This window comes from Nocardia sp. NPDC050697 (assembly GCF_040654395.1).
GTDB lineage: Bacteria > Actinomycetota > Actinomycetes > Mycobacteriales > Mycobacteriaceae > Nocardia.
Genome location: NZ_JBFAHY010000014.1, coordinates 13,569 through 25,496, shown reverse-complemented (window position 1 = coordinate 25,496; position 11,928 = coordinate 13,569). Strand labels below are relative to the sequence as shown.

The 11,928-nt window shown below is 74.1% G+C and carries 11 protein-coding genes; 6 read left to right on the top strand and 5 right to left on the bottom strand.

Annotated features, from left to right (window positions below; translation table 11 throughout):
* The gene (locus AB0H71_RS32545; protein WP_357028932.1) at nucleotides 1-807 is read right to left on the bottom strand and encodes an SAM-dependent methyltransferase; all 807 of its coding nucleotides are present in this window, start codon (nucleotides 805-807) and stop codon (nucleotides 1-3) included.
* 171 nt (nucleotides 808-978) lie between these two features.
* Here AB0H71_RS32545 and AB0H71_RS32540 point away from each other — a divergent pair, with 171 nt between their 5' ends.
* Nucleotides 979-1,614, top strand: a complete 636-nt coding sequence (locus AB0H71_RS32540) for a hemerythrin domain-containing protein (RefSeq protein ID WP_357028929.1) — start codon at nucleotides 979-981, stop codon at nucleotides 1,612-1,614.
* Here the strand turns inward: AB0H71_RS32540 and AB0H71_RS32535 are convergent.
* Complete coding sequence (locus tag AB0H71_RS32535; RefSeq protein ID WP_357028926.1) at nucleotides 1,553-4,825, bottom strand: BTAD domain-containing putative transcriptional regulator; 3,273 nt, start codon at nucleotides 4,823-4,825, stop codon at nucleotides 1,553-1,555. The genes AB0H71_RS32540 and AB0H71_RS32535 overlap by 62 nt on opposite strands.
* Before the next feature lie 171 nt (nucleotides 4,826-4,996).
* Between AB0H71_RS32535 and AB0H71_RS32530 the strand changes: the two genes are divergently transcribed.
* A complete protein-coding gene (locus tag AB0H71_RS32530) occupies nucleotides 4,997-5,602 on the top strand; it encodes a TetR/AcrR family transcriptional regulator (protein WP_357028923.1) in 606 nt (201 codons plus the stop codon).
* Between the two features lie 207 nt (nucleotides 5,603-5,809).
* Here the strand turns inward: AB0H71_RS32530 and AB0H71_RS32525 are convergent, their stop codons facing one another.
* On the bottom strand, nucleotides 5,810-6,052 hold the full coding sequence (locus AB0H71_RS32525; RefSeq protein WP_357028920.1) for a hypothetical protein: 243 nt from the start codon (nucleotides 6,050-6,052) through the stop codon (nucleotides 5,810-5,812).
* Between the two features lie 312 nt (nucleotides 6,053-6,364).
* Here AB0H71_RS32525 and AB0H71_RS32520 point away from each other — a divergent pair, with 312 nt between their 5' ends.
* Nucleotides 6,365-6,757 (top strand): hypothetical protein, encoded by a 393-nt coding sequence (locus tag AB0H71_RS32520; RefSeq protein WP_357028917.1) that lies wholly within the window; start codon nucleotides 6,365-6,367, stop codon nucleotides 6,755-6,757.
* Between the two features lie 10 nt (nucleotides 6,758-6,767).
* Complete coding sequence (locus AB0H71_RS32515; RefSeq protein ID WP_357028914.1) at nucleotides 6,768-7,220, top strand: hypothetical protein; 453 nt, start codon at nucleotides 6,768-6,770, stop codon at nucleotides 7,218-7,220.
* 35 nt (nucleotides 7,221-7,255) lie between these two features.
* On the opposite strand, the gene AB0H71_RS32510 is transcribed toward AB0H71_RS32515, so the two are convergent.
* Entirely contained in the window at nucleotides 7,256-8,467 is a 1,212-nt protein-coding gene (locus AB0H71_RS32510; protein WP_357029275.1) for a Glu/Leu/Phe/Val dehydrogenase dimerization domain-containing protein, read from the bottom strand.
* 242 nt (nucleotides 8,468-8,709) lie between these two features.
* Between AB0H71_RS32510 and AB0H71_RS32505 the strand changes: the two genes are divergently transcribed.
* Complete coding sequence (locus AB0H71_RS32505) at nucleotides 8,710-9,681, top strand: LysR substrate-binding domain-containing protein (RefSeq protein ID WP_357028911.1); 972 nt, start codon at nucleotides 8,710-8,712, stop codon at nucleotides 9,679-9,681.
* Between the two features lie 68 nt (nucleotides 9,682-9,749).
* Here the strand turns inward: AB0H71_RS32505 and AB0H71_RS32500 are convergent, their stop codons facing one another.
* Nucleotides 9,750-11,231: an FAD-dependent monooxygenase gene (locus AB0H71_RS32500; RefSeq protein WP_357028908.1), complete on the bottom strand. Its 1,482-nt coding sequence runs from the start codon at nucleotides 11,229-11,231 to the stop codon at nucleotides 9,750-9,752.
* 73 nt (nucleotides 11,232-11,304) lie between these two features.
* Between AB0H71_RS32500 and AB0H71_RS32495 the strand changes: the two genes are divergently transcribed.
* Nucleotides 11,305-11,907, top strand: a complete 603-nt coding sequence (locus tag AB0H71_RS32495; RefSeq protein WP_357028905.1) for a TetR/AcrR family transcriptional regulator — start codon at nucleotides 11,305-11,307, stop codon at nucleotides 11,905-11,907.
* Nucleotides 11,908-11,928 lie beyond the last annotated feature (21 nt).

Here is an 11,928-nt window from a genome sequence, read left to right as displayed (position 1 = left end):
TTAGGGCTTGCGGCCGACCGCCCCGTACAGCGAGACCGCCTTGTCGTGGCTCTTCGGGTGCGCGATCCCCTCGTTGCGCCAGCGGTGGATCACCTCGACGCCGGGCTCGACCAGCTCGAGACCGTCGAAGAACCGCGCGACCTCGTCCCGGCTCCGCGGCCGCACCGTGATGCCGCGGTCCTTGTAGACCTGGAGCAGCCGGGCCATGCCCTTGGGGTCGTCCGGGCCGTCGTCGAAATCGGTGGTCACGTAGGACATGGCGAGGTAGGAGCCGGAGGCGAGCGGCTCCAGGTAGGCGCGCACGTGCTCGTAGACGTCGCCGGGCACGAAGTGCAGCGTCGCCATGAGCGAGACCGCCACCGGCTGGCTGAGGTCGAGGGTGTCGCCCAGCTTGTCCAGGATGGACCGCGGCTCGGAGGCGTCGGCCTGGATGTAGGCGGTGCGGCCCTCGGGGGTGCCGACCAGCAGCGCCCTGGCGTGCGCGAGCACGATCGGGTCGTTGTCCACGTACACCACCCGCGACTCCGGGGCCAGCTCCTGCGCCACCTGGTGCAGGTTGGGCTCGGTCGGGATGCCGGTGCCGATGTCCAGGTACTGCCGGATACCCTGCCCGGCGAGGTAGCGCGTTGCGTGCCGCATGAATTCGCGGTTGGTGCGGGCGGTGAGCCGCACCGCGGGGAACTCCCGCAGCGCCTTCTCGGCGGCTTCGCGGTCCGCGTCGTAGGAGTCCTTGCCACCGAGGAAATAGTCGTACATGCGCGCCGGATGTGCCACGTTGATACCCAGGTCGGGCTGGCCGTCGGACACCTGAATTCTCCCTGTGCGTCGAAAAAGGTGGGCCATCGAGGTATACCGCAGACGGGCAAGCGGCCCAACGGGATCCAGCATATGGGTAGTGCACACGGACTTTCCGGCGACCCTGGCACTCGTTAAGTGCGGATTAGGTGCGCCGCAGGTGGGCGGGCGCACGGTGTGGTCATGCACAACGAACCGAACGGCCTGCTCCTCGCCCACCGCGCCATGCTGCGCGATCTCGACCGCTGCGCCGCGCTCGCCGCCCAGCTCACCGGCGCCCCGCTGGAGCGCAGGCGCGCCGCCGCGGTCGCCGCCTACCTCACCGATTTCTGCGACAGCATCCACCACCACCACAGCGCCGAGGACGAGGTGCTCTGGCCGGTGCTGGAGCGCGCCGCCGGGGCGCACGTCGACCTCACCGAGCTCAGCGACGACCACGCCGAGCTCGACCCCAGGCTGGACCGCGTCCGGGCGGGCGCGGCCGCGCTGCGCGACACCCGCACGGTGGCCCCCGAGCTCGCCGCCGACCTGGCCGACCTGCGCGACACCGTGCGCGAGCACGTCACCGACGAGGAGCGCACCATCGTCCCGCTGATCAAGCGGTACGTCTCGGACGAGGAGTGGAACCGGGTCGAGGCCACCATCCGCAAGCGCGGCGGCAAGATGAGCTTCGAGGTTCCGCGGATCCTCGCGGTCAGCACCGGCGCCGAGCTGGACGAGGCGCGCCGGGAGGGCGGCATCCCGGTCGCGCTCATGATCAAGCTGCTCCCGGTGCCGTTCCGCCGCCGGGAGGCGCTGGTGTTCGGAGCCGCGCGGTGAGCTCGGCGGCCGAGCGGGCGTAGGCGGGGTCGCCGGAGAGCGCGTGCAGCGCCGCGTCCACCGGCCCGGCGTAGAGCGTGCCGGAGTCCAGCCCGGCGATCCGGCCCGCGAAGGGGAGCAGCTCGGCGAAGATCTCCGCGCCGGTCGCGGTGTCGCCGAGCCGGGCGGCGGCGTGGCCGCGCAGCGTGGTGAAGCCGAGCCAGTAGTAGTTGCGGTCGATCGGCCGGCGGTGCGCCCAGACCCGGCGGGCCTCGGCCTCGTCCCCGGCGTCGAGCAGCGCCAGTACCAGTGCGTCGGTGATCATTCCGGGCAGCGCGGCGTCCACCGCGGTGAGTTCGTCGCGCAGGTGTGCCAGGTCGCCGCGGGCGACGGCGGCGCCGATCCGGCCGACGGTGGCCATGGCGGCGCCGCTCGGCGCGCCGTGCTCGGCCAGCGCCCTGCTCACCTCGGCGTACCTGGCCAGCGCCGCGTCCACGTGCCCGGCGAGCAGCTCCAGCAGCGCGGAGAAGATGGCGACCACCGCGAGCAGGATGCCGAGCTGGCCGGTGGTGGACCTGGCTACCGCGAGCTCCATCTCGGCGCGCGCCCCGGCCAGGTCGGTGTGCGCGGCGGAGTCCAGGAAGAGCAGCCAGTGCGCCACCGCCTCGTGGTCGATCTGGCCCGCCTCGATGGCCACCGCGAGGTACTCCTCGGCCACCGCGCGGCGCTCGGCGCGCAGGTCGGGGCCGAGCGCGGCGTACGCCCTGACGTTCAGCGCGGCGCAGCGCAGCCTGGCATCCGGCACGGTGCGGGCCAGCGCCAGCGCCTCGGCGCTCACCCGCTGGCTCTCGGCCTCGGCGTACCCCTCGAGCTCGCGGAAGAGCGCGAGCAGCAGCCGGACCCTGGTCGCGTCCGGCAGCTCGCCCGCGAGCCGGGCGCGGAGCGCGGCGACGGCGGTGTGCGCGGGGTCGCGGCCGTCCCGCGTGGTCCAGATGAGCGGGGCGTCCCACGCCGCGAGCACGGCGATCTCCGGGTGCGCGGCGATGGCGTCCAGGTAGATGGTGCGGGCGCGCACCGCGTCGCCCGCGCGGGCGTGCGCCCGGACCGCCGCCGCAAGCAGCTCGGCGGGGGAGCCGGCGGCCCGGCTGCCCGCGAGCTCGCGCAGCCGCAGCGCGTCCCGCCACTGGGCGGCGGCCTCGCGCCAGGACCCGGCCCGCTCGGCGGCGCGGGCCGCGGCCACCGGGTAGCGGATGGCGTCCTGCGCGGTGGCCGGGCCCGCGGCGGCCGAGGCGTGCCTGGCGAGCACGGCGGCGTCGGCGTCAGCGCCGAGCACCTCGAGCGCCCTGGTGTGCAGCCGGGCGCGGCGCAGCAGCGGGGTGTCGTCGTAGAGGGTGTCGCGGACCAGGGCGTGCGTGAACCGGACCCGGCCGGGGGCGGGCTCGTCCAGCAGCCCGGCGAGCACCGCCGCCTCCAGGGCGTCGAGCAGGTCGTCCGGGTCGCGCCCGGCGACCTCGGCGAGCACGTCCAGGTCGGCCTCGCGGCCGAGCACCGCGACCTGGCGCAGCGTGGTCGCGACCGGGTCGGGCAGCCGGGCGACCCGGCGGCGCAGCACCTCCCTGACCCCCGCCGGTACCGCGGTGCCCGCCGCGCGCGCACCCTCGGCGGCGATGAGGCGGGCCAGCTCCCGGACGAAGAGCGGGTTGCCGCCGGTGCGCTCGGCGACCATGGCCAGCAGCTCCGGCCCGGCCTCGTCGAGGCCGTGCCGCGCGGCGAGCGCCGCGACCGCCGCCGGGTCCAGGCCGCGCAGCGTCAGGTGCGCGGCGGTGCTGCCGAGCAGCGCGCCGATGGTGGCGTCGAGTTCGTCGTCGCGCTCGCCGGGGCGGTAGGTGACCAGCACCAGCACCGGCTGCTCGGCGAGCAGCGCGACCACCTGGCGCAGCAGCTGGAGCGTCAGGTCGTCGGCGCGGTGCACGTCGTCCAGCAGGATCGCGGTGCGGCCGGTGCCGAGCGCCGCCGCGATGGTGCGGCCGAGCTCGAACGGGTTGGGCGCGGCGCCGCCGGGCAGCGCATCCGAGCCGAGCGCCTCGGCCCAGGCCCAGCCGGGTGGTGCGCCCGCGACTTCGGGGCAGCGGCCGCGCCTGCCCCGCCAGCCGTCGGCGGTGAGTGCGCGCACCGCCGCCTCGGCCAGTGCGGTCTTGCCCGCCCCGGCATCGCCGCCGATCAGCACGATCCGGGCGCCGTGCGCGGCGGCGTCGCTCGCCGCCGCGGCAATGACGCCGAGCTCGGCATCGCGGCCGAGGGGGGCCGGTGCGGTGCGCCCGGTCGTCGGCCGCGGGGCGGGTGGCGGCAGCGGCCGCGCGGCCGTGGACAGCGGTTGTCCGGTGGGCGGGGCGAGCGGCTGTGTGGCCGTGGGCGAGGACAGCGGTTGTCCACCGGGCGGCTGTGTGGCTGGGGGTGGCGGCTGCGTGGGCACGGGCGGGTCGAGCGCGGGGGCCTGCGCGAGGATGTCGGCCTCCATGGCGCGCAGCGCCGGGCCGGGGTCGACGCCGAGCTCGTCGGCGAGGTGCTCGCGGGTGCGGCGCAGCGCGGCGAGCGCGTCGCCCTGCCGGCCGCAGCGGTAGAGCGCGAGCGCGAGCAGCCGCACCGCGCCCTCCCGGCCCGGGTTCTCGTGCAGGTGCCGCTCCAGCTCGGCCACCACCACGGCCGGGCGGCCGAGCGCCAGCTGCGCCTCGGCACGAAGCTCCACGGCCTGCAGCCGCAGCTCGGTCAGCCGGGCCACCTCGGGCACCGCCCACGGCTCGTCGGCCACCTCGGCGTAGGCGCCGCCCCGCCAGCGATCCAGCGCCGCGTCCAGCAACCGCAGCTGCTCGGCCGGCTCGGCCCCGGCCGCGCGGTGCACGAGGTCGTCGAAGTGCCAGGCGTCGACGGCCTCCCGCGGCAGCCGCAGCGCGTACCCGGGCGCGGCGCTGACCAGCACCGCGGCCGGGGTGCGGCGCGGCCGCTCCGGCTCAAGCGCGCGGCGCAGGTGCGAGATGTGCACCTGCAGCGTGGCCAGCGCCCTGGCGGGCACATCGGCGCCGCCCCAGACATCGTCGATGATCCGGTCGGTGGAGACCACCTCGCCGCCCGCGATCGCGAGCCGGGCCAGGACCGCGCGCTGGCGCGGTCCGCCGAGATCGGCGGCGGTGCCGGCGATGGTGGCGCGCAGTGGCCCGAGAACGGAGAGCAACACGATCGCTATTGTGCCGTCGCGCCCGGCGGAGGTGATCGGCGAGCGCAGCTTCACACCCGGGGCGGCTGGATTCCGAACGATCGTTCGTCTGCGGCTCGTAGGTCTGGCCGCGTTCGTTGTGAAGAACCGACTACGCTGTTGCGGTCACGACGAGGTCGAACGGGAGGCGCGATGCGCGTGGCCGAGGGCGCTGCGGCGCCACGGGGCTCGAACGGGCGGGACGCCATCCTGGATTCCGCGATCCGGCTGTTCAACGAGCGCGGCTATCACGGGACGTCGATGCGGGATATCGCGGCGGGCGCCGAGATCACCGTCGCCTCGATCTACCACCACTTCAAGTCCAAGCAGGAGATCCTGCAGAGCATCATGGTGCGCGCGCTGCAGGCGGCGCTCTCGCTCACCCGCACCGCGGTGGTCAGGGCCGACGGCTCACCCGCCGGGCAGCTGCGGGCGGTGGTGCGGGCCTGGGTGGTCTTCCACACCACGCACCGGCTGGACGCCGTCGTCGCCGCCACCGAGCTGCGCAGCCTGGAGCCACCCGGCCGGGACCTGGTGATCGCGCTCCGCGACGAGCAGGAGGCGCTCTTCCGCGACGTCGTGACGCGCGGCGTCGAGGAGGGCGCCTTCGGCACCGGCTACCCGCTGGACGCCACCCGCGGCATCATCAGCATGGGCCAGTCCATCTGCATGTGGTGGCGCGGCGACGGCCCCATGACGGCGGAGCAGCTCGCCGCCAGGTACGAGGCGCTCGCGCTCGCCATCGTCGAGGCCGCCTAGCGATCGTTTCCCCCTGTTGTCGGGGGAATCCGCACCACACCGGTGGTCGATGAGCGATCGTTCGGTCGTGGGGTTCCGTCGACAGGAAGAGGCGCATCCGGTGAACGTTCCCGTGGGACTGTGTACTACTCCCGCGGGATCACGCCGGACCTCACGGCGCCGGTCGCCACCCTGACCTTCGCCGAGGTCGACGCCGCCGCGCCAAGGTCAATGTCGGCCGCTGCGGGCCGCCGCGTACGCCGGGAATCGTTCCCGCAGTGTCCGGTCGAAGGCCGTGGCCCGCTCGTGGGTGTCCACCGGGGAGAGCTCGCTCCTGGACAGGTACCGCCGCGCGAGATCTGCCGCGGCCTCGACCTGACCGGTGGCCGCGCAGAACGCCACCGTGGCGCGCAGCCGGGCCGGGAGCACGATCTCCGCGCCCGTACGGGTGATGCTGATCGTCCCCGCCATGGACACGAGACCGGCGACCTCGGATCGCTCGGCGAACCATGCCGTCGCCGGTCCGTCCAGGTGTTCGCGGACCCATCGCACAGCATCGCCGACGTCGCTCGGCTCAGCCAGATGACGCGATTCACCCCATATCGCCGTGCTGTCCTGGCCGAATCAGCGGGAGTCGATTCCGCCGAACTCCGCCGCCCGGGTCGACAGGGGTACCGGAGTGCTCCGACATCGACGATGTGACCGAATCCGTTCTCGCACAGCCGTGTTAGGGTCCTCCGTTCCGATCACGCGGTTGTTTCGCGTCCGAGCGAGGGGTTCACGGTGACACCGTTCGTCGTTCTCACGGTGATCAGCGGTCTGGTGCTGGTCGCACTGGCCGTAGCTATCCGGGAGTTGCCCCCGGCGCGGCGCATTCGGGACGGGGTGGTCGGGGTCGTGTTCCTCGCCTCCGCGGCTGGCATCGGGTTCGGCGGGTTCCACCCGTCGGGGTTCTTCTGGCCGGTTCTCGTGCTGCCGATCTACCTCGTCGTCGACTCGGTGCGGTACATCGACCTCGACGACGTCTCCGAGGAATCGACACCCGCGCACCGGCGTCCGCGCCCGGCGCCGGAACCCGCCGCGCCCCGGCGATCCGCGGGGAGCCGGGAGCGGCGGGCCGCGCGGGCGGCCGAGCGCCGGGAGGCGCTGCGGGTCAAGCACGGCGAGGCGCGGTAGTCTGCCGCCCGTGTGGGGTGGGAGAACGAGAATTCTGGCCGTCGCGGTGCTCGCGGCCGCGGCGCTGTCCGGGTGCGGGCGGAGCGTGCCGGGGACGCCGGTCGCCGCCCCCGGCACCGGACCGGTGGTACCGGAGCTGCGCGGGGTTCCCGGTGAGTGGGTGGGCTCGTACACCTGCGCGCAGGGCGAGACCGGGCTGACGCTGACCGTCGAGCCGGACGGCCGCACCGAGTTCGCCTTCTACCCGCTGGTCACCAATGGCGCTGCCCGGCCGGGCCGGTTCGAGATGCGCGCCACCGTAGACGGGGAGCGGGTCACCTTCACCCGTGTCCGCTGGCTGGAGCACCCGAGCGGCTACGAGATGGTCGACCTGGTCGCCACCGAGCGAACGCAGCAGCTGATGCGCGGCACCGTGAACGGCAGCGGGTGCAGCAGCTTCCGGGTGGACCGCATCCTGAGCTGAGCCCGTGGTGCGGGGTCCGCACCACGGGCCGAAGGTCAAGGGATGACGACCGCGGTGACCGCGGTGCCGGGCTCGTCGGCCCAGCGGTGCCCGGTGTCGCGCGGCGTGACCCCCTGGTCCGCCCAGGCGGCGAGCAGCAGCGCGACCTTGCTGTGCATGATCGTGCGCAGCCGGTCGAACGAGTTCTCCGGGTTGTCGTCGACCAGCCCGAGCAGCAGCCACCAGGCCCACGCCACCGCGCCCGCATTGGCCACGAAGTCGGGCAGCACCGGGATGCCGCGGGCGGCGAGCATGGCCTCGGCCTCCGGGGTGGTGGCGGCGTTCGCGGCCTCGACCACGACCTTCGCGCGCACGTCGAAGGAGTTGTCCGGGGTGATGGCGTAGGAGATGGCGGCCGGGACCAGGATGTCGACCTCGGTGCCGAGCACCGCGGCGCGCGGCAGCTGCTCGACGCCGGCGGGCAGCCGGGAGCGGTCGATCTCGCCGTAGCCGTCGCGCAGGGCGAGCAGCGCGGGCACGTCGAGGCCGTCGGCGCAGTGCAGGGTGCCCGCGGCGTCGGCGAGGGCGATTACCCGCATGCCCGCCTCGTGCAGGTAGTGCGCGGCGGCGCCGCCCATGGTGCCGATGCCCTGGATGGCGACGGTGGTGTCGGCGGGGGAGCGGCCCCAGGAGACGGCGGCGGCGAGACAGGCGTGCGCGACGCCGTAGCCGCCGATCACGTCGCCGAGCAGGAAGCCGCCGTCGACCGCGGCGTTCAGCCCGGCGCGGACCCGGGCCAGGGTGGCGGCCGGGTCGGCGGCGCGCCGGATGGCGGCGTGGTAGCTCTGGCCCAGCCCGAGCTTCTCGAAGACCTCGTCGATCAGGTGCTGCGGCACACCGAGATCCTCGGCGGTGACCCAGTGCGCGTCGATCCACGGCCGCATGGCCTCGCAGAACCGCTCCAGCACGCCGAGCGCGCGCGGATCCTTGGGGTCGAAGTCGATGCCGCCCTTGGCGCCGCCGATCGGCAGGTCGAAGGTGGCGGTCTTGTTCGCCATGCCGCGGGCCAGATCCTCGACCTCGGTGAGCGTGCAGCCCGCGCGCATGCGGGTGCCGCCGGTGGCGAGCCCCGCGCGCAGCGTGTGGACGACGAGGTAGCCGACCGCGCCGGTGACCGAATCGGTCCAGTGCAGCCGCATGTACGGCTGCGGGCGCAGCGCCGCGGGGGCGAGCGGCCGCGCCGCCGGCGCCGTGGCGGTGCTGGTCATCTCCGGGGTGCCCCCGGCCGGGTTCTGCATCGTGGTCACGGAGAACCACCTCCTCATCGCGCGTTTAACTCGGTCGCCACGGGGAAATCCCAGCCTGTCGTTGTACCCCGCCCGGACGTCGTCGTCGCTGTCGATGGCGCGTGCCCGGTACCCCCAGCGTGCGGCCGATGCGGGCCGCGCGTCTATTAACGGTTCATTCACGGCAGTGTTCACGGTTCCTGCACAAGACCTAGGCTCGGTTCATGGACCTGTCGCTGGCGCGTCTGCGCATGCTGCGCGAGCTGCATCGGCGCGGCACCATCACCGCCGCCGCGAGCGCGCTGCACTACACCGCGTCGGCGGTATCGCAGCAGCTCGCGCAGCTGGAACGGGACGTCGGGGCGCGGCTGCTGGAGCGGCGGGGGCGGCGGGTGCAGCTCACCGACCTCGGGCTGCTGCTCGCCGAGCACGCCGTGGAGATCCTGGCCTCGGTGGAGCGTGCCACCCAGGCGCTGGAGGATGCCGGTGAGTCGGTGACGGCGAAACTCACCGCGGGCGTGTGGGCATCGGTGGCCTCCGGGCTGCTCCCGGACGCGCTGGAGACGCTGGCCCGCACGCACCCCGGCATCCTGGTGCGCACCAGGGAGCTGCCGCCGGAGGCCACCGCCGCCGCCGTCCGGGACGGTGCGCTCGACCTCTCCTTCGTCCTCGACTACTCCAACTCCCCGGTCACCTGGGACCGCGGGCTGGAGCGGGCGGTGATCGCGGTCGAGCGGCTCTACGGCTGCGTGCCCGCGGGCATGGTAAGCGCCGCCACAGTGACCCTCGCCGAGCTCGCCGAGCACCCGTGGATCCTGGCGCCCGCGCGCTCACACTTCGGGCACGCGGTGCGGCTGGCCTTCCAGTCCGCCGGGGTGCAGCCGCGGATCGACCACGAGGTGGAGGAGCAGGCGACCGCCATGGCGATGGTCGCGGCCGGGCTCGGGGTCACGCTCGTCTCCGACCTCGGGCTGGCGCTGCGCCCGCCCGGGGTCGACATCGTGGCGCTGGCCGATGTCTTCACCCGCACGGTGTCGCTGGCCTACCGCACCAATACCGCCCGGCGCGCCGCGCTGTTGATCGTGGTGGACGCGATTCGCACGGCGGCGGTGGAGAAGGGGCTCGGGGCCGACATGTCCTCGCAGGACGTAGTGCCCGCGGCCAATGGGGCCGAGGGGCGTGGGTCCTGGCGGTGACGCGGAGCCCGTCCCGGCGCTGAGCCGGAATCGGCGTTTTCCGGAGTCGAGACCGGGGCGCTGCGGGTTCAGGTCCGCTCTCCCGCGCGGATGGTGGCGGACACCCCCTCGGGCGCGGCCGTGGTGCGCCCGCCCAGGTAGCCGTCGGGGCGGATGAGGATCTGCTCGCCGTCGATTGCGTCGTATGCCGCGAAGGCGTGCCCTTCCGCGTCTACGACGTGCGCACCAGCCCGTGATACCCCCGCTCGCAGCACCGCGTGCGCCCGCGTCCCCGGCAGCTCGGGCAGTGCGCCGGTGGCGCCGAAGCAGAGGAGTGTGGCGTGCGGGCCGCGGAACAGGTCGAAGAGCCGGAGCGCGCGCCCGTCGGCGTCGCGCAGCGGCGCGTCCGGTGCCCGATCGCCGACCGCGAGGCGGGCGGGGTCCGCCGGGGAGCGGTAGCTGATATCCAGCTGCCTGGTGTTCTCCCCGCGCTCCAGTGCCTCCTCGCGCCCATCGCGCAGGCTCGTGAGGAGCTCGGTGCTCAATCCGAGCACCGAGGCCGCCACCGCGCGCCGCTCGGATTCGTAGGTATCCAGCGGACTGGAGTCCCCGTCGAGCGCCGCCGCGAGCTTCCAGCCCAGGTTGTAGGCATCCTGGATGCCGGTGTTCATCCCCTGCCCGCCGGTCGGCGGATGGGTGTGCGCGGCATCGCCGGCCAGGAACACCCGCCCCTCCCGGAAGCGCCGGGCCAGCCGGATATTGGGCCGCCAGGCGGTGACCCAGTCCAGCTCGCTCAGCTCGACCTCGACCCCGCCGCGATGCCGATCGAGAACGGCCTGCAACGCCGCGAGACCGGGCTCGACCTCGGCGCCGAGCGGCGCGGCGATCTGGAAGTGCCGCCCCCCGGGCAGCGGGGTGAGCGCGAGGCCGTCCATCGGGCGCTCCGGATCGGCGGCGAACCAGTGGCCGAAGGTGTGGTCGAGCGCATCCGCCCTGGCATCGCCGAGCAGCATGCGGAAGCTCTCGTCGGTGCTGCCGTCGAACGGGATGCCGAGCGCCTTGCGCACCGTGCTCCGCCCGCCGTCCGCGCCGACCAGGTAGGCGGCGCGCACCGTCTCGTGCTCGAGTTCGGCGGTGACGCCCGTCGCGTCCTGGGTGAAGCTGATCAGCGCGGTCCCGGTCTCCACCCAGACCCCGAACTCCGCCAGCCGGGCGCGCAGGATCGCCTCGGTGCGGTCCTGGGCGAGGAACCGGGCATTGGGGTGCGGAATCGCCGGGGTCGGCGGCACCGGCTCGGCCATCCGGTGCTCGCCCGCGAAGTGCCCGCCGATGTAGGCGCGCAGCACCGGCCCCGGCGCGCCCTCGGCGAGCACCGCCGCCAGCACCCCCAGGTCGTCGAAGACCTCCAGCGTGCGGGGCTGGATGCCGTCCCCGCGCGACCCGACCGGAAACGCGGGATTCCGGTCGATCACCCGCACAGGGATACCCCGGCGAGCCAGATCGACAGCGAGCGTGAGGCCGGTGGGACCGCCTCCGGCGATCAGAACGACAGGCTGCACGGCGAACTCCATCCGATGAATCAATATTCAGTGAATCTGAGTTCAGTATGGTGATTGGTAGCTTGTGCCGTCAAGGAGGTGTGCGATGACGGGCAGCCGCAGGGAGCGCGCGGCCGAGACCGAGCAGGCGCTGAAGACCGCCGCACGCGAACTCTTCGCCGAACGCGGCTACCTGAACACCAAGATCACCGACATCACCGCCGCCGCGGGCCGCGCCGCCGGCTCCTTCTACAACCACTTCGCGAGCAAGGAGGAGCTGCTCTCCGCCCTGCTCGCCGACCTCGCGGCCCAGGGCGACCGAGCGGCCGAGAGCGCCGGCCACACCCCGGACTTCGCCGACCCCGACGCGGTGCGCTACCACGTCGAGAGCTACTGGCGCTTCGCCCGCGCGCACGCCCCGGTACTGCGCGCCGTGAACCAGGCGGCGCTGGTGGACGCGGGCTTCGCCCGGCGGGTGGCGGAGTTCGCCCGGGCGCAGCGCGCGGATATCGCCGACCACGTCGCCGGGTTCGAGGCCGCCGGGCTCCGGCTCCCGAGTACCACCGACGCTAGCCTCGCCATGATGTTCCTGCTGGTCCAGGCGCTCCTGGACGCGGTAGAGGAGGGCACGGTCGAACTCGGCGACGCCGAGGCCGTAGACGCCCTCACCCGCTTCGTCTACCGGGGACTCACCGGCCGCGACTACTGAGCCGGTGGTACCGTTCCACCG

Bases quoted from the DNA above. Each gene is read 5' to 3' on its own strand.
- AB0H71_RS32525 (WP_357028920.1), bottom strand. From the start codon at position 6,052: ATGGCGGGGACGATCAGCATCACCCGTACGGGCGCGGAGATCGTGCTC.
- AB0H71_RS32495 (WP_357028905.1), top strand. From the start codon at position 11,305: ATGACGGGCAGCCGCAGGGAGCGCGCGGCCGAGACCGAGCAGGCGCTG.
- AB0H71_RS32530 (WP_357028923.1), top strand. From the start codon at position 4,997: ATGCGCGTGGCCGAGGGCGCTGCGGCGCCACGGGGCTCGAACGGGCGG.
- AB0H71_RS32510 (WP_357029275.1), bottom strand. From the start codon at position 8,467: ATGACCAGCACCGCCACGGCGCCGGCGGCGCGGCCGCTCGCCCCCGCG.
- AB0H71_RS32500 (WP_357028908.1), bottom strand. From the start codon at position 11,231: ATGGAGTTCGCCGTGCAGCCTGTCGTTCTGATCGCCGGAGGCGGTCCC.
- AB0H71_RS32540 (WP_357028929.1), top strand. From the start codon at position 979: ATGCACAACGAACCGAACGGCCTGCTCCTCGCCCACCGCGCCATGCTG.
- AB0H71_RS32505 (WP_357028911.1), top strand. From the start codon at position 8,710: ATGGACCTGTCGCTGGCGCGTCTGCGCATGCTGCGCGAGCTGCATCGG.